The organism is Aeoliella straminimaris, from assembly GCF_024054565.1.
In the GTDB taxonomy this organism is placed as follows: Bacteria; Planctomycetota; Planctomycetia; order Pirellulales; family Lacipirellulaceae; genus Aeoliella; species Aeoliella straminimaris.
Genome location: NZ_JAMXLR010000020.1, coordinates 120,971 through 138,276, shown reverse-complemented (window position 1 = coordinate 138,276; position 17,306 = coordinate 120,971). Strand labels below are relative to the sequence as shown.

11 protein-coding genes are annotated in these 17,306 nt (G+C 59.6%); 3 read left to right on the top strand and 8 right to left on the bottom strand.

Annotated features, from left to right (window positions below):
- Nucleotides 1–198 precede the first annotated feature (198 nt).
- Nucleotides 199–1,629: an NADPH-dependent glutamate synthase gene (gene gltA, locus NG895_RS04880; protein ID WP_252851333.1), complete on the bottom strand. Its 1,431-nt coding sequence runs from the start codon at nucleotides 1,627–1,629 to the stop codon at nucleotides 199–201.
- A 36-nt stretch (nucleotides 1,630–1,665) separates the two neighbouring features.
- Nucleotides 1,666–2,574: a sulfide/dihydroorotate dehydrogenase-like FAD/NAD-binding protein gene (locus NG895_RS04875; RefSeq protein WP_252851332.1), complete on the bottom strand. Its 909-nt coding sequence runs from the start codon at nucleotides 2,572–2,574 to the stop codon at nucleotides 1,666–1,668.
- A 416-nt stretch (nucleotides 2,575–2,990) separates the two neighbouring features.
- Between NG895_RS04875 and NG895_RS04870 the strand changes: the two genes are divergently transcribed.
- Nucleotides 2,991–3,584 carry a DUF4291 domain-containing protein gene (locus NG895_RS04870; RefSeq protein ID WP_252851331.1) on the top strand — a complete coding sequence of 198 codons (594 nt, stop codon included), beginning with the start codon at nucleotides 2,991–2,993 and terminating at the stop codon, nucleotides 3,582–3,584.
- A gap of 26 nt (nucleotides 3,585–3,610) precedes the next feature.
- On the opposite strand, the gene NG895_RS04865 is transcribed toward NG895_RS04870, so the two are convergent.
- The 3 genes from NG895_RS04865 to NG895_RS04855 all read right to left on the bottom strand — a co-directional run bounded on the left by NG895_RS04865 (nucleotide 3,611) and on the right by NG895_RS04855 (nucleotide 6,553).
- Nucleotides 3,611–5,143 (bottom strand): dermokine domain-containing protein, encoded by a 1,533-nt coding sequence (locus NG895_RS04865; protein WP_252851330.1) that lies wholly within the window; start codon nucleotides 5,141–5,143, stop codon nucleotides 3,611–3,613.
- Between the two features lie 30 nt (nucleotides 5,144–5,173).
- A complete protein-coding gene (locus tag NG895_RS04860; RefSeq protein ID WP_252851329.1) occupies nucleotides 5,174–6,103 on the bottom strand; it encodes a YybH family protein in 930 nt (309 codons plus the stop codon).
- 309 nt (nucleotides 6,104–6,412) lie between these two features.
- On the bottom strand, nucleotides 6,413–6,553 hold the full coding sequence (locus tag NG895_RS04855) for a DUF952 domain-containing protein (RefSeq protein ID WP_252851328.1): 141 nt from the start codon (nucleotides 6,551–6,553) through the stop codon (nucleotides 6,413–6,415).
- Between the two features lie 217 nt (nucleotides 6,554–6,770).
- Between NG895_RS04855 and NG895_RS04850 the strand changes: the two genes are divergently transcribed.
- Complete coding sequence (locus NG895_RS04850) at nucleotides 6,771–8,018, top strand: DcaP family trimeric outer membrane transporter (RefSeq protein ID WP_252851327.1); 1,248 nt, start codon at nucleotides 6,771–6,773, stop codon at nucleotides 8,016–8,018.
- 15 nt (nucleotides 8,019–8,033) lie between these two features.
- Here NG895_RS04850 and NG895_RS04845 read toward each other — a convergent pair whose 3' ends face one another.
- The 3 genes from NG895_RS04845 to NG895_RS04835 form a co-directional block, all read right to left on the bottom strand.
- Entirely contained in the window at nucleotides 8,034–10,364 is a 2,331-nt protein-coding gene (locus NG895_RS04845) for an arylsulfatase (RefSeq protein ID WP_252851325.1), read from the bottom strand.
- Nucleotides 10,365–10,457: 93 nt separating this feature from the next.
- Nucleotides 10,458–12,815 carry an arylsulfatase gene (locus NG895_RS04840; protein ID WP_252851324.1) on the bottom strand — a complete coding sequence of 786 codons (2,358 nt, stop codon included), beginning with the start codon at nucleotides 12,813–12,815 and terminating at the stop codon, nucleotides 10,458–10,460.
- Nucleotides 12,816–13,104: 289 nt separating this feature from the next.
- A complete protein-coding gene (locus NG895_RS04835; protein WP_252851323.1) occupies nucleotides 13,105–14,853 on the bottom strand; it encodes an arylsulfatase in 1,749 nt (582 codons plus the stop codon).
- A 204-nt stretch (nucleotides 14,854–15,057) separates the two neighbouring features.
- Between NG895_RS04835 and NG895_RS04830 the strand changes: the two genes are divergently transcribed.
- A complete protein-coding gene (locus NG895_RS04830) occupies nucleotides 15,058–17,202 on the top strand; it encodes a GH92 family glycosyl hydrolase (protein ID WP_252851322.1) in 2,145 nt (714 codons plus the stop codon).
- The last annotated feature ends 104 nt before the right edge of the window (nucleotides 17,203–17,306 follow it).

Genomic DNA, 17,306 nt, shown 5'->3' with positions numbered 1-17,306 from the left:
GAGCAAAACTCGTGCCCCGACCGCTATCGACCGCCTTCGACTGGCACAATTTGGCCACCCAATTGCTGCAAGTGCGTAAGTTTTAAGACCTTTCTGAGTTAACAAGTTACGTCAATACGGGGCACCGCTCTGCTGACTTGGCTCGGTCGTACCTGAGCGCTCGCCCAGAACGTACCACCCGGTGTGCCCGATCGCTCACTACCACTCGCCTGTCACCAAGTAGTCGTGAATCGATCGGGCAGCGGTTCGGCCGGCGCCCATGGCCAAAATTACCGTCGCTGCGCCGCTCACAATGTCGCCACCCGCGAACACACCACGTCGGCTTGTCCGCAGCGACTCCTCGTCGGCGACGATGTATCCCCATTGGTTGGTTTCGAGGCCGGGCGTGGTGGATTGCACCAGTGGATTCGCCCCGGTGCCGATGGCGATCACCGCCACGTCGATTGGCATTTCGAACTCGGATCCCTCGATCGGGACAGGTCTCCGCCGGCCCGATTCGTCCGGTTCGCCCAGTTCCATCTTTTGCAGCTTCACTCCGGTCAGATAGCCTTCGTCGTCGCCAACGAATTCGACCGGATTGTGCAAGTTGAGGAACTGCACCCCTTCGTCCATCGCGTGGTGTACTTCTTCCTTTCGGGCCGGCATTTCTTCCTGGCCGCGGCGATAGACGATGAAGGCGTTCTTCGCGCCCAGCCGAAGAGCACTACGTACGGCGTCCATCGCTGTGTTGCCGCCCCCCATCACGGCCACATTTCGATCGCGACATTCGTAGATGGGCGAGTCGGACTGATCGCTGTCGTAGGCCTTCATCAAGTTCACGCGGGTCAGGAACTCGTTGGCCGAGTAAACCCCTCCCAGATGCTCGCCGGGAAGGTTCATGAACTTCGGCAGTCCTGCACCGGTGGCGATGAACACGGCGTCGTAGCCTTCCTCGTCGAACAGCTGATCCATGGTCACGGTCTTTCCGACCACAACGTTCGTCTCGAACTTGACGCCCATCTTTCGCATGTTGTCCACCTCGCCCCGCACGACGTCCTTGGGCAGGCGAAACTCGGGAATGCCATAGACCAACACGCCGCCAATCTCGTGCAACGCTTCGAGCACCGTTACATCGTGGCCTCGGAGCGCGAGGTCTCCGGCACAGCTCAATCCCGCTGGGCCACTGCCAACGATGGCCACCTTCTTTCCCGTATCCGGGGCCCGCTCAGGCAGCCCTACCAGGCCAGTCGAGCGTTCGTAGTCGGCCACGAACCGCTCCAGGTGACCTATGGCCAGTGGGCTGAACCGTTTGGAGAGGATACATGCCCCTTCGCACTGGTTTTCCTGGGGACAGACCCGACCGGTGACGGCCGGCAGGACATTGTCCTCACGAATCTTGGCCGCTGCCTGCAGGTATTCGCCTTCCAATACCAGATCGACGAACTCGCGGACCTGCACGCCCACCGGACAGCCATGCATGCACTTGGGATCCGTGCACTCCAAGCACCGTTGCGCCTCCTTTTCGGCAATGGCAAAACCAAAGCCCTGGTTCACTTCCTCGAAATTGCCGGCCCGCTGCTTGGCATTCTGCTCGGGCATCTCCTGCCGAGGAATCTTCGTCCGCTGTTTGGGGGGAAGTCGTTCAGCCATGATGTTCGCCCGTTTTGTTCCGCCTTGCCTGAAACACTAAGCACCACCCACTCGTGGCCCTACCTCCGGATGCTCTTGCTGCAAATGGCATGCGTGCACTCGGTCGAGTTCGGGCTGCGGCGCCATTTCAAATTCTTCCAGCGACCGTTTCTCTCGTTCGCGATACATCTTGTTTCGCTGCGAGAGGATTTTGAAATCGACTTCGTGCGCATCGAATTCCGGTCCGTCTACGCAAGCGAACTTACTGACTCCGCCTACCGTCACCCGGCAGCCGCCACACATGCCAGTGCCGTCGACCATGATCGGATTCAAACTGACGACAGTCTTGATATCGTAGGGCCGGGTCACATCGGCGATGGCAGCCATCATGGGAATCGGACCAATCGCCAGCACGTGGTCGATTTCTTCCCCCTCGTCGATCAACTGCTGCAACTTCTGCGTGACGAAACCCTGTTGGCCGTAGCTGCCGTCGTCGGTCATCAGGTGCAACTCGTCGGTGGTGGCCGACATTTCTTCTTCCAGAATCAGCAGCTCTCTAGTTCGTGCGCCGACAATGCCAAGCACTCGATTGCCCGCCTGCTTCATGGCCACGGCCGTTGGGTACGCAATCGCGGTGCCGACACCGCCGCCCACAACTACGACGGTGCCGAAGTTCTGGATATCTGAAGGCTCTCCGAGCGGCCCCACCACATCGGGAAGCGTGTCGCCCGCCTCAAGCCGGTTGAGCATCTTGGTGGTCTTACCGACGCCCTGCACGATGATGGTGATGGTGCCGGCCTCGGGGTCCGAGTCGGCAATGGTGAGTGGAATACGCTCGCCGTGCTCGGCTTCGACCCGCACAATCACGAACTGGCCTGCCTTGCGATTGCGAGCAACCCGGGGCGCCTCGATGCGAAACCGTTTGACGTCGGGCGCCAGAAACGTTGCCTCGGCAATGGCAAACATGGAAAAATCAACTGCCTGTTAAGTGGTGACCATCCCGGTCGGCAACCTCCGCCGACGCTGTAGCACTTGCTCCCGGATGAAGAAGTTCCGCCTGCACATGACAGGAGATGCCCCCTGTCATGGCTCAGCGTTCAACCCCACACGGGCGAAGTCGAACGAAGGCTTTGCAAAGGATGTGCCTATCTCCATCGTGGCTCGAATTACTGCAGAAGGGGCAAATCTCCGTGTTCTGAGTCAGAATCGCACGCCGCCCCGCCGCTCGAAGTGTGCACGCACGCCGCGATCTGTGCGTATCCGCCCAGAGATGCCGCTTCGGATAATGTGCTAGCAACGCGGACGAACCGAACCTAGTAACGCTGCCGTGCGTCTGTGCTGGCGAATAAGGAAAGCAACAACTGATTAGAACGCTAGGACCGATGCCAGCCTACCACGAAATCCGCGCTGACTACGATCGCGACACCATCGTCATCTACCAGGCGTACCGTGCCGAGATCGCAGACGCGGCTATCGCAGCTGGCCGGTTTGTGGCGCCCTTCTCTTTCGGGCGGATGACTTGGATCAAACCATCATTCCTGTGGCTGATGGAGCGCAGCAACTGGGGGCGCAAGTCTGGACAGGAACGAACACTAGCAGTTCGCATTACGCGCGAAGGCTGGAACTCCGCGCTAAGCCAGGGGGTGTTAACCTCGTTTCATCCGCAGGTGCACGGCACGCCAAACGCATGGCGAACGACGTTCGAAGGGGCCAAGGTTCACGTCCAATGGGACCCCGAGCGGTCGCTTAACGGAAAGAAACTCGAGCACCGCTCGATCCAAGTGGGACTGAGCCGCCATGTGATAGCGGAGTTTGCCAACGAATGGACGGTCGAGCTGCGCGACCTTACCCAGATGGTTGGCAAGATCCGCCGACTGCGTGACGAAGGACACCGCGATCGGGCGAAACAACTGCTGCCACCAGAGCGCGTTTACAATGTCGATCCGCTCACGGCATCGCAACTCGCGATGCCGTGAGGCAGATTGACTCGCTTGCCACTGCCCTAGTTTTCGCCGTCGTTCTCTTCCGGCAAGCGGACCATCAGCCAGGTTTGCGTCTCGGCGTCACCGTAGTGTACCAGGGCCGTGGTTTCGTCTTGGGTCAGGTTGTAGATAGGCGTTTCCATCACGACATCTGGATTCTTGCCATCGGCAAATCTCCACGCGGCGCGTTGCGACTCGCGATCAACCATGCCCTCGAGCGGGCGGCCTTCGGACGTAGCATCGTTGTAGAACGTGCCCGCAATGACGCCTTCCTTGGTGACGGCCAGCTGAATGAGCATTCCGTTATCCACACCACCTTGTTCGGCAATGGCAAACACGCCCAGCGGCAGCCATTCAACCGAGTCCTCGGCCGGCGGCTCCGTCGGTACGCTTTCGGCGATGGTCAGGGCCTGATCGTAGTACTGCTGCGTGGTGCAGACCTGCTGGTCGTCGATATACACGTAATTATCGCGGTACACGACATTCGTACCGTAGCTGTAGGTAACGGGCTGAGCCCAGTTCCACACAAACCAGCTCCCAACCGCCGGCCACGCGGCGTGTCGCCAGTACCAGTTGTTAGGATAGCGATTCCAGCCGGCGTGCCATCCCCAACCAGGCCGAGTGCTTGGATAGCGACCCCACCAGTTGCGATCGTAGCCTGGACGGTCTCTCCAGCGATCGCGAATGTGATCGTAGTCGGGGCGATTGGGCCGATCTGGTCTATTGGGTCTGTCAGGTCGATCGGGACGATTTGGCCGGTCGCCGACGCCAGGGCGGTTTCCGCCCCCTGGACGGTCGCCAATTTCCGGCCGGTCCGGGCGTCCCGGTCGGATGCCATCTCCGGGCCGATTGCCATCCCCCGGTCGGTTTCCGGGACCAGGTCGATCGCCAGTTCCAGGCCGATTTCCAGATCCCGGACGATCGCCAATGTTGGGGCGGTTGCCAAAATCGGGGCGTTCGAAACTCGGTCGGTCACCGCCGCCTGGACGATTGTCGGTGCCGGGCCGCGTGGCAGGCCGGCTGCCAGGCAGATCGAGAAAGTCCTTCAGGTCGCCCTGCGAAGGCCGACCCGACAGGTTGGGTCGATTGCCGCTGCCGGTATTGGGACGATTGATACTGGGACGATTACCGCTATTGCCACCACCAGTATTCGGGCGGTTAGTACCGCCTCCAAGGTTAGGACGTTCGACGTTGGGTCGATTTGCTCCGCCAGTATTCGGACGGTTCACGTTCGGTCGAGTCGCACCACCGGTGTTGGGCCGATTAGTATTCGGTCGAGTCGCACCGCCCGTGTTGGGCCGACTCACGTTGGGACGGTTGTAGCTAGGGCTAGGGCGACTGACGTTTGGTCGGCTGGCCGAAGGCCGCGCCTTTGGCTTGGGCGCCGCACGGCTCATCGACGGCGTCCGGGCTGCGCCACCACCACCGCGGGACATCGAGGGTGCTCGCCCTCCACCACCTCCACCACGGCCTGCCCCCCGCGAGTAGGCTTCACTGGCGGTGAGCGAGATCGCCATGGCGGCGACTATTAGACATGTAATTGGACGGTTCATTTCCGGCCTCGTCGAGTTAGAAGAGTCGTTTTATTCGGATTCGGAGCGAACGATGGTGATCGGCTCGAAGCTGGGCAGCAGCTCGCCGTCCACCTGACGACCCACGGAACTGAAGCGAACCGTGTTCTCGTCCAGCAACTCGTAAACATTGGTCGACGAGCCACGGCGGCCATCCGGCAGGACATTCAGCGTCGCCACGGTCCAGCGGCCACCACTTGTCGTCCACCGGCCCACACCAAAACCGCCGTCAGAATCAAATAGCCACGAGCGAATCGTGCCCGAATGGGGATCCCAACCTATTACCTGGGTTCCCTCAAAAGAAGCATCCTCCCCCATCTCTACTCGAAATGTCCGTACCAGAAAGTTCTGGTTCGTGGTCCAGCGACAACTGACATCCACCACACCCGTATCATCTGCATTGATCCAGGACCCGATCATCCACTCCAGGTCGCGCAGTTGCTCGTAGTGCGAAGGAGCGGCCGTCTTCTGGGGGCGTTCCGACACGCGATCCATCTTCCAACCAGCAGGTGTCTTGACGTGCACCACCTGGTATTCGGTTTCACTGGGTTCCCCATCCGGCGAGACGACTCGGGCGATTCCTGTTTCGCTGGCCACGCTTGGCGAGATCAACTCGACGTTGGTTTCCACCAGTTCCAGCTTGGCATCGCTCGACTCTGCGAAATAGTCGGTAAAGCTCTTGGCCAGTTGCTCATGACCGGTAAACGTCGTGCCATCGGCGGTCACTAGCTCGCCATCCTCGGTCCAGTGCGCGGCCAGTGCTTTGGCGTCGCCGGTGTTGAACGCCTTGACGTAAGAGTCGATGGCTTTGCGAACATCGGCCGTCGGGTCAGCGGGGGCCTCGGCCTGGGGCTGCTCGATGGCCGGCTCCTGGGCTGTGACGCGCGCCGTCGAAGAAACAGCCACACCGACCGCTAACGCCGTCAGCAGGAAGTATCGCATGATGGTTGCTCCAAAGAGAAAAAGTTTAGCGCGGGAGAAGTCTCATTACGATCCTCGCTCTGCGCTTCCTGCTGATCCGAGTGAGCGGGAACTAGAGTGAATCATAGCACGATACAGTCGACGCACCAGTATTTCCGGTAAATCGGGTTAGAGCAAGAAAACCCCGGCCCTCGCACCCCACGGAAACAAGAAGAAAACCTCGAAAGCGGGCACAATCGGCCATCTGCTGGGTACCCGTCGACCGTCCATTGGTGGTTGTCAACCAAGTTGTCGGCATTAACCCTACGGGCACCGGCACACTTGCGGGGATCAAATGAGAGAGAGATGAATGGCACCTTCGGCTGCGTCGTCGGAAAGTCCACGGAGGGCACCAGCACCACAGAGGTCGACCGGGGTCAGCTTGACAATATCACTCAAGTAACCGCGTCGAACCGACCGAATGATGAGCATGGCGCGCTGTCTTGACGCCGCCTGCTGCTAGCACAACTTCTCTTACTTCTCATCGTTTACCATGTCCCCGCTCCAGCTAGCATTGACTAGTACCGTTCTTTGCGCGCTTGCGTGCTGCGCGGTTACCAGAGCCGACGAAGCGGAGCCGTCTCGCCCCTGGCGTTTACCTCCTCCGAAGGGCAATGTGCCGTTCGACGAGCATCAGTTGACATTGAACATGAAGGTGGACAATCGCCTTACGCCGGTTCAGTACACTGATACCGAAAGCGATAGCGAAGGCGACACCGGCAGCGACTTTCTTGATCTGTCGCTAGCAGCCGATGTGGGGCAGTCGTTTCAGCTCGAGGGCAACGAGCAGGGCGTAGATGCTCGGCTGGATAACAACTTCACGGCATTTCCGGAATTCACCGGTGGCATTGTGGTCGTGGGAGACGACATTGCCATGAAAATTGGCGGGTACATCAAGGCGGATCTGATCAAAGACTTCGACGCAATCGGTTCGACCGACTCGTTCGACACGACAACCATTCCCACCAGTGGCCCCAATTACAAGAATGCACGCTTCCACGCCCGACAATCGAGACTCAGTTTCGATACTCGCTGGCATACGGAGGGCCATACGGTGCGGGCCTTCGTCGAAGGCGACTTCTTCGGCGGCACCCCCACCAGCAGCGATTTTCGGCTACGACACGCCTACGGCCATATCGGCCGATTCACCGCCGGCCAGACATGGACCACGTTCACCGACCCGGCCGCCGTTCCTCAGACACTCGACTTCGAAGGCGCGGTTTCCAACGTCAATCGCCGGCAGGGCCTGATACGCTGGGATCAGCCAGTATGGGACGATTTTCTTTCCCTCGCCGTGGCGCTGGAAGATCCGCAGATCAACGTCGAAGCACCAAGTCTGGTGATGGGGCAGGGACGCACCGAGTTTCCCGACTTCATTACCCGCGCCCGAGTGGAACGCGATTGGGGTGAGCTGCAGGCTGCCTATGTACTGCGGCGGCTGGGATATCAGCCAAACGGCGATCCAGTGATTACGGGCACCGGTTGGGGCCTGAACTTTACCGGCTCGGTGTTCGTTATGGAAGACACCAAGGCGTACTACCAGATTACCTTTGGCAAAGGAATCGGTAGCTACCGTGGCTCGCCCGACGTGGTTGCCACCGGTCCCGATTCGGCCGCCATTGCTGGGTCGTTTGGCTGGATGGTGGGCGTTCACCACCAGTGGAGCGACGCGTGGACTTCCAATGTCACGTTCAGCAAGCTGCACATGGAGGACCTGCCGGGCCAGGATCCCGATAATCTGCTCAGCACCACCTACCTGGCGGTAAACCTGATTGCCAATCCTTACGAGCGCGTGTTCTGCGGCATCGAGTACCTGTACGGCGTGCGCGAGGATGCCAGCGGGGCCGAAGGCGATGCAAACCGCCTGCAAATGTCGTTCGGTTTCTTCCTGCCGTAGGTCCCTATTCGAGGCCTACTTCAGCTGGAAGTCGACTGTCTTGATATTGCCGGTGAACTCAAAGGTTCCCTTATCGGCGTAGGCAGGATCGACCGGGGTGATCGAATCGCGGCCGACCTCGAACGGCTCGAGCCCGTAGCGGAACAAAGTTCGCGTAAGCTTGCCTTCGCCAGCTGGCTTGTCGTTGACGAACAACTTGACGGTCCCGCCGCCCTCCTTCGAGCCGTCGGGAGTGAACTCCATGCCGAGCGTCACGTCGCCGGTCGGAACCTCCGCGGTGCCCGGAATGTCGACGTTCGCAATGTCAAAGCAGGTGTAGCGGAAGTGCGGTTTGTTGTCCTTGATGTACAGCGACCACCCCGCGGAGAAAGCTCCAACGCAGGTAACAACGCCCTCGGCGCCTTCGTCAGGAATCTCGAGTTCGGCTGTCACGCGGTGCGGGCGGGGGAAGGTCTGGGGACCGACCGGATCGGGCATCGCGACGTCGTTGCCGTGATAGGTCCACGAGGTGGGCGGCTCTCCCCCTTCGCGGAGCTTGGGATCGAATCGCTCCGACATCCGTGGATCGAGAGGCAGGACGTCGTACTTTTGCGCCTCGTCCATGAACAGCGCTTGTAGCTCGATGAGTTTATCGGGGTACTTCTCCGCCAGATCGACCGCTTGCGAGAAGTCGTCCTCGATGTTGTAGAGTTCCCAATGGGCATGCTGCAGTTCCTCGACCGAGCGGCCGCCGGTCTGCCATGGCGGCGCAAATGCCGAGCAGGCCATCCAGCCGTCGTGATAGATCGCCCGGTTGCACAACATTTCAAAGTACTGCGTCTCACGTTTTCCTTCGGCATCGGCATCGTCAAACGTGTACAGCATGCTCACCCCCTCAATCGGCTTTTGGGGGATGCCCTGCACCTCGGTCGGCTCGGGAATATTGCATGCTTCGAGAATGGTGGGAACCACATCGATCACGTGATGGAACTGCGAACGCACTTGGCCCTTGGCCTTGATTCCCTTGGGCCAGTGAATCACCATCGGGTTGCGAGTGCCGCCAAAGTGAGAAGCCACCTGCTTGGTCCACTGAAACGGACTGTCCATGGCCCAGGCCCAGCCAACTGGTACGTGTGGCTCGCTGGAAGGACCGCCGATTTCGTCGAGTCGGTTGATGGTGCTCTCGAGCCCCAGTTGAATCCCCAACAGGCTGGCGAGCTCGCTGAACGTTCCTTCGAGGCCACCTTCGGCACTGGCGCCATTGTCGCCCACGATGTAGATCACCAGCGTATTATCAAGCTCGCCAGAGTTCTCCAAGGCATCGATCAAGCGGCCGACATGATGGTCGGTGTGCGTCATAAAATCGGCGTAGTTCTCCATCAGTCGCAGGTAAACTCTCTTCTGGTCATCCGAGCACTTGTCCCAAGCTGGGATCGAATCGGGCCGGGGAGTCAGCTTCGTGCCTGCGGGGATGACCCCCATATCGAGTTGCCGCTGGTGAACGATCTCCCGCTCGCGGTCCCAGCCATGGTCGAACTCGCCCTTATGCTTGCCCTGCCACTCACGCGGGACGTGATGCGGCGCGTGCACCGCGCCTGTGCTGAAATAGCAGAACCAAGGCTTGTCGCGATCCGCGGCGCGGACGTTGCCAATCCACGCAATCGCCTCGTCCGAGATGTCTTCGGTCAAGTGGTATCCCTCCTCCGGAGACTTCGGGGGGGAGACCAGCGTCGTGTCGCGATACAAGGTTGGGTAGAACTGGTGAGCCTCGCCCTGGTTGAAGCCATAAAAGTAATCGAAACCTAAACCAGTGGGCCAACGATCGAACGGGCCGGCAGGGCTGATATCGGGCTCGGGCGTGTTGTGCCACTTGCCGAACATGCTCGTGGCATAGCCGTTATCGCGGAGCACCTGCGGGATGAGCGCCGTGCTGCGGGGAATGATGCCGGTATAGCCGGGGAACCCGGTACCCATCTCGATGATCACACCAGTGCCGACGCTGTGATGATTCCGCCCCGCCAACAGGGCCGCTCGCGTGGGACTGCAAAGCGCGGTAGTGTGGAAGCGGTTATACGTCAGCCCGTTATTGGCCAGCTTCTGCAAGTTGGGCGTCTCGACCGAACCGCCGAACGGCGAGCACATGCCGAACCCCACATCGTCCAGCAAGATAACCAGTACGTTGGGAGAGCCCTTCGGTGCCTCGATCTTCTCGGGATAGTCGGGCTTAGACTTCTCGAACGTCTCTTCGACGGTGCCTTTAAATTCAGGATCGGGTTGAGGAAGCTTCTCTTGCGCCCTAGCAGGCAATACAGAGAAAAACAGCACAGATGCAACGGAGCCAGCTACGACCCACCGAGGTGCGAACATAATTATCCTCCATTTAGCAAGTAGGTTACACTCCAATATCCTTTGTCTGGAACTTATCTAAGCGTAGCGCCCAGGGCCTGTAGCTCTCTCCACTTACTCCAGTTCAATCGTCACCGACTTGAGTCCACCCGTAAAGTCGAAAGGCATATCGTAGCCCTCCATCACCGGCGTGCCGGTATCGAAGCCGATGTCAAACGTTTCGTCCAGCGTCACCCGGTTGGGGATGCTCTTCTCCACGCGGCCCTTACCGATCTCTTTGTCGTTGGCGTACAGCGTCACTTCGGCGCCGGCGTACGGCTTGTCGGCATCCGTTTTATACACCGCCTTTAGCGACACCTTGCCACTGGGCAAGCGTTCGTCCGACTCGATGGTGGTGCGATCGATGCCTGCCAGGTTGTAGTGGTAGACGAGCTTGCCATCCTTCACCATCAAACCGAAGCCGGCAAATCGCCCACCCTGCGTGACAAGCATCCCCTCGGCGCCCTGCTCGGGAATCTCGACCTCGGCCGAAAGAGTGTGGCTCTTGTGCTTCAGGTCGGGCGCGGCGCCCTCAGGTAGACGCAAAAGGTTCGGGTACACAAACTTCGAGCGACCCTGCGTCAAGCTGGGGCGGTTGTCCACGTTCAGCCGCACGGTCTTGCGATCGTCCAGCGGCAGCACGTTATACTTGGCCGCTTCGGCGAAGAATAGTTTCACCATTTCTTGCAGCTTCTCCGGCTCTTGCTCTGCGAGATCGTTGGCCTGCGAGAAGTCCTCTTCAATGTTGTACAGCTCCCACGGCATATTCAGCAGGTCCATCGGCTCATTCTCACTCAGCCAAGGAGCACCGCGGACCGCGCTGGCCATCCAACCGTCGTGATAAATGCCCTGATTGCCCATCATCTCGAAATACTGCGTCGTGCGGCGCCCCGGGGCCCCGGCGTCGTCGAAGGTATAGACCATGCTGACGCCTTCGATCGGTTTTTGAGCCACACCATTGAACTCGACTGGTGACTCGACGCCAACGATCTCGAGAATCGTCGGTGCGATATCGATCACGTGATGGAACTGATCTCGCATCTCGCCCCGGGCCTCGATACCGGCAGGCCAGGAAATGGCCAAGCCGTTGCGGGTGCCACCAAAGTGGCTGGCGATCTGTTTGGTCCATTGGTAGGGCGTGTCCATCGCGTGGGCCCACGCGGCTGGGAAGTGATTGTAGTGCTTGTCGCTGCCAAGAGTGTCGAACGCCTTGAGCTTCATGTCCATCGACTCGGGCAGTGCGTTAAAGAACGTCATTTCGTTCAATAGGCCATTCAGTCCGCCTTCGGCGCTCGAACCGTTGTCGCCGGCCATATAGATGATGATGGTGTTGTCGAGCTCGCCCATCTCATCCACGGCGTCGATCAACCGACCCACTTCGTGATCGGTGTGGGCGGTGAAGCCGGCAAACACCTCCATCATGCGGGCGAACACCTTTCGCTCCTCCTCGGGCAGCGAATCCCACGCCGGTAAGGAGTCGGGCCGTGGAGTGAGCTTTGCTTTCTGCGGAATGATGCCCATCTTCTTCTGGCGGGCGAATGTCTCTTCGCGGTACTTGTCCCAACCACCATCGAACTGGCCTTTGAACTTGTCGATCCACTCCTTCGGCACTTGATGGGGAGCATGCGTGGCACCGGTGGAGAAGTACACGAAGAACGGCCGCTGCGGGGCCACGGCTTTGGCGGCCCGGATGGTGCGAATGGCGTGGTCGGCAATGTCGGTCGTAAAGTGATAGGGCGAGCCATCTTCGTTGGTCTTGGGTGGCTCGATGCGTTTTTTGTTCTCTACCAGGGCGGGATGCCATTGATCGGTATCGCCACCGACAAAGCCGTAGAAATAGTCGAAGCCGAGCCCATCGGCCCAGCGGTCGAACGGCCCCACCAGACTGGTCTCCCAGTCGGGCACGTTGTGATTCTTGCCGAACCAGGCATTGCAGTAGCCGTACTCACGTAGTACTTCGGCAAACGTGGCGGCCGACGCAGGAATCACACCCGAGTAGCCGGGGAAGCCGGTGCCGGCCTCGCCAATGACGCCGCTCGCCACCGAGTGATGATTGCGTCCCGTCAGCAAGGCTGCGCGGGTGGGCGAGCAAAGTGCCGTGGTGTGAAACCGGGTGTAGCGAAGGCCATTGTTCGCAACGCGGTCCATGTTAGGGGTGGGGATGCCGCCGCCGAAAGTGCCCATCTGCCCGTAGCCGCAGTCGTCGATCAGGACTAGCAGGATATTGGGAGCCTTTTCGATACCGTAGTTGGCTGGAATCTGCAACTTCGGTTTCACGGCCTCCGAGTCTTTGTACGTCAGACCAATCTTGCCCTTGAAGGGTTCTTCGGGCCTGGGCAGAAGTTCCTCGCCATCCGAACGGGGCGCAAGGGTCGCAAACGACAAGCAAGCAATGGCAAAAAATCGGGTGATGAAACGATGCTGTTGTGACATGCCAGTACCTCAATGTTCAAATAGTCAGTAACGCGCGCATCAAAGTCCGCTACTTAGACAGTGCCGCCTTGCGTTCTCCAGGAAGGACAATACTGTCAATGAAGTGAAAAGCGAGCGAGTTCCGGTTTCGAGATAAGCATCCTGCGGGACGTTGGCCGAACGACGTCAGCGGTGCCGGCGGGCAGTCTCTCCGATGGTGAGTATACCACTCAGCGTTCCAGATGAAAGGAAAACCTGAGTCATTGCCTCTAGGTTTAACCCAAGATTCATCCGAATCGATCCCTTGTGATCATTTCTCAATCAGGCGCAAGTGATATGGCCCCTTGGCTTTCGGATCCTGGGTGTGCTCGCAGCGTGCCGCGAATTCGCCGGCTGGATACAAGACTTCGCGAAAGAAAACAACCTTGGCGGGAGCTTCCACGTGTTGGTGCACCACTTGGTCCCCCAAGGCAAGCGTCAGGTCGCCCTGCACGGGTTTCAGAAACACGGCCTCCACGTCCATCACGCCGGGCGCTTCGGCCTGGAGTAGCCAATCGCCCTGGCTGCCCCACCCCTCGTCGACGGGTTGCCAATCTTGCCAGGTGAGTGTGGCCACCTTCTGCTTGTGGCTGCCAATCACCATTCGCGGTGGCTCGTAGTTGTCGGGCCGAGTCGAAGAGACATCCGCGAACCATTGCCGGTAGCGATTTCGCAATTGTTCGAACACTTCAGGTTGCTCGTCGCCAAGGTTGTTCGACTCACGCGGATCGCTGGCCAGATTGTACAACTGAAAGGGAGCGTCTTCCTTTGGATAGAATCGTCCAAAGCCGCTAGGGCGAACGAGCTTCCACTGCTGACCGACTACCGCCATGTTGTGTCCCTCCACCGGGTGCGCCCCACGGTGGCTCTGGATCACCACGCTCCGCTCGGGCCAGTCGGCCTGCTGCTCGACCAGCAGCGGTACCACGCTTCTGCCGTCCAAGTTCAGATCGGTTGGCGGCGTGGCGTCTGCGATCTCCAGCAGCGTCGGTAGCACGTCGATGTGCGCTGCCACCCGGTCGTCGCGGTGCCCCGGTCGCACTTGGCCGGGCCATTCGACAATAAAGGGGCTAAGGATCCCTCCCTCGAGCACCTCGCCTTTGGTGCCCCGCCGTTCGCCGACGTAGCGTGCCTCCTGAGGGCCGTTGTCGCTCATGAAGATCACAACCGTGTTTTCTGCCAGCCCCATCTCTTTGAGCTCCGCGCGAAGCTTGCCCACGTTCTCGTCGATGTTTTCGATCATGGCAAACGTGCGAGCCGTTCGGTCGACCTGTTTCGCATCGCCATACACTACCTGCGATACCTCTTTCTTCTTGTACTTTTCGTACAATTCGACTGGCACGTCGTGATAAGGACCATGTGGCGCGTTAGTCGAGATATAAGCGAAGAATGGTCTTTCGTCGGCTACACTCTGCTGGATGAACTCGAGTGCCTCGCCGAAGAACACATCGGTGCAGTAACCATCGGCAACGAACTTCTCGCCATTTCGCCACAGCGTTGGATTTGTGTAGACGCCGCGGTTGTCGGGTGGGTCGGTCGGTTGGCAGAGTCCACCGCCATGGAACACAACCGTCTGCTCGAACCCCTGATCCTGGGGCCGCAAGGGATAGGCGTCGCCCAGGTGCCACTTGCCGAAGATGCCCGTCGCGTAGCCCGCCGTGCGGAGCAACTCTGCCACGGTGACTTCCTCGGTGTCCATCATCGAGTGCCCACGATAGGTGTCGATCACGCGCGTACGATAGTTGTACCTGCCAGTCATCAAGCTGGCCCGCGTCGGGGAGCAGACGGGTGAGACGTAGAATCGTGTGAGCTCGCCACCAGCGTCGAGCATGTCGTCGATATGGGGTGTTTCGATCACCGGATTGCCGTGGCAGGCGAGATCTCCCCAGCCGAGGTCGTCGGTCAGAATGAGCACGATGTTGGGAGGTGTGGCGCCGGACGACTTGCCATAAACCGCAGGAGGACCAACCGCCAGCAGTAGCGTGATCGCCAGCCTGACCATCCAATGCGTGCTAGACACGATCGAAATCGATTGATGTCGCGCAGTCAAAGCTCACCTCGTCAGTTGGGGTAGGGGCTTTCCAGTGGTTTTTATACCACAGTGGGTGCCAGCGTGCTGGCAGAGTAAGATATTGGAGTTGAGCCGGCGCAGGCGGCTGAGAAGATTCAGCGCCCGCGAAATCCCCGCCAGGCATTATCCAAAGCCACAAACCGAGGAAACCTGTTGAAGCCGCATAGCTCGCTATTCGTTGTCGCTCTCGCTTGCCTGAGTCTTTCGGCTACCAAAGCCGACGAGAAGCTGGTGGACCACGTGAATCCCTTCCTCGGTACCGCTCCCCTGACCGACGAGGCCACAATTGGGTACGACCCCCCTTGGCGGGTTTGGGCCGGATTGACCTTTCCTGGCGCCAGCCTGCCAAATGCCATGGTGCAATTGAGCCCGATCACCGAGTTCGGCAGCGGTGCCGGCTACGAGTATGAAGACGACAAGATCCTCGCCTTCACCCATACCAACAAGGGGCATTGGAATCTGTGTCATATCCCGCTGCTGCCAGTTACTGGTGAGGTGGATGCCGACGACTTTGCCTCCGCGTACAGCCACGAGCACGAATCGGCCAGCCCCGGTTACTACCAGGTAAAACTTGCCCGGTACGACATCAACGCCGAACTGACCACCACGCTGCGGTGCGGTCTGCATCGCTACTCGTTCCCTGCCGGTACGGAGAAGAAGCTCGTCGCCGACTTGGCGAGGTCCAACGAGCGTGTTCGCGATTCGCTGATCGAACGGGACGGCGACTCCGCGTTTCGAGGTTTTCAGCGCGCGGGCGAGAAGGTGTACTTCTACGCCCGAGCGAATCACAAGATTGCGAGCATCGATACCGTTCAAGGGCGCGAGCATTCGGTGCGGGTGCTGACCTTCGAGCCGTCTCGCAAGCCGCTGGAGATACGGATCGGCTTGTCGTTCGTCAGCGTCGACAACGCTAAGGAGAACCTGGAGACCGAACTGGCGAGCCAGAGCTTTGCCCGCGTCAAGCGAAAGGCCTCCGATACTTGGGAGCAACAGCTGTCGAAGATTCGCGTCACCGGCGGCACCGATCGGCAGGTCGAGCTGTTTTACTCCTGTCTGTACCGCTGCTTCCTCTGGCCCGCCCTGCGGAGCGACGTGAATGGGCAGTTCACCGACGACCGGGGCAACGTCGTCAACAAGGGCTTCCGATACTACACGCTGCCTTCGCTGTGGGATACTTATCGCAACAAGTTGGTGCTGCTGGGGCTGTTGTCGCCCGACGTGGCTGCGGACGTGATTCAATCGATGGTCGACCGGGGCGAGATCAGCGGTTTTTTGCCTACGTTCTTCCACGGCGACCATGCTGCTCCCTTCATCACGGGAATGTACCTGCGCGGCATTCGCAACTTCGACGTCCAGGCGGCCTACAAGCTGATGCTGCGTAGCGCCACCGAAGAGAACCGGCGGGCGCGTCCTTATCTGACCGAATACATGCGTAACGGTTACATATCGACGCGCCGCACCCGCCATCCGCACGTCGAAACTCGGGCCAAGGCCGGCGTCACCAAGACGCTGGAATACGCCTACGACGACTATGCCGTGGCGCTGCTAGCTCGCGAGTTAGGCGACGAAGAGACCTATCACACGATGATGGAGCGATCGAAGAACTATGCCAATCTGTTCGACGAGTCGACCGGACTGATGCGGGGACGCCTGCGCAGCGGCGAGTGGGTCGAACCGTTCGACGCCCAGCAGCCTTATTATGAGTACATGTACCGCGAAGCGAATGCCTGGCAGTCGTCGTTCTTCGCACCGCACGACACCGAAGGGCTGGTGGCCCTCTATCCCAGCCACGAGGCGTTCGAGAAGCAACTCGACCAGCTGTTCTCGCTACCCTGGAACCCGCAGCACATCGCCCGCAACGTCAGCAGCTTCATCGGCCAGTACTGCCACGGCAATCAGCCCGACCACGGTTACGCTTACCTGTACTACTGGATTGGCAAGCCCGAGAAATCGCAAAAACTGCTGAACACCATCATGGACCGCTTCTACGGCATGGAGGGTGGCAACACATTGTGCGGCATGGACGACACAGGCGAGATGTCGGCCTGGTACGTGTTTAACGCGATAGGACTCTATCCTTACTCGCCTGCCGATCCCGCCTACATCGTGACGGTGCCGATCTTCGACGAGGTGAAGCTGCGACTGGGGGACACCACCGTTGAAATCGTCAAGCGCGGCTTCGGGACACGGATCGAGCGCATCCGCTACGGCATGCGGACCATCGATGGTTACTTCGTCCCTCATGCCGATCTTGCTAGCGGCCAAACGCTCTCCATCGAGACTCGCCCAGCCGACTGAGCTGAGCTATCAAGGCGGGAGACCGTAATGCCAGAAAACCTGGCGGTCCCCCCGACCGGTTGTTGATCTCCCTGTTGCAAGCAATGCACTTCGCCTCGTTTTTC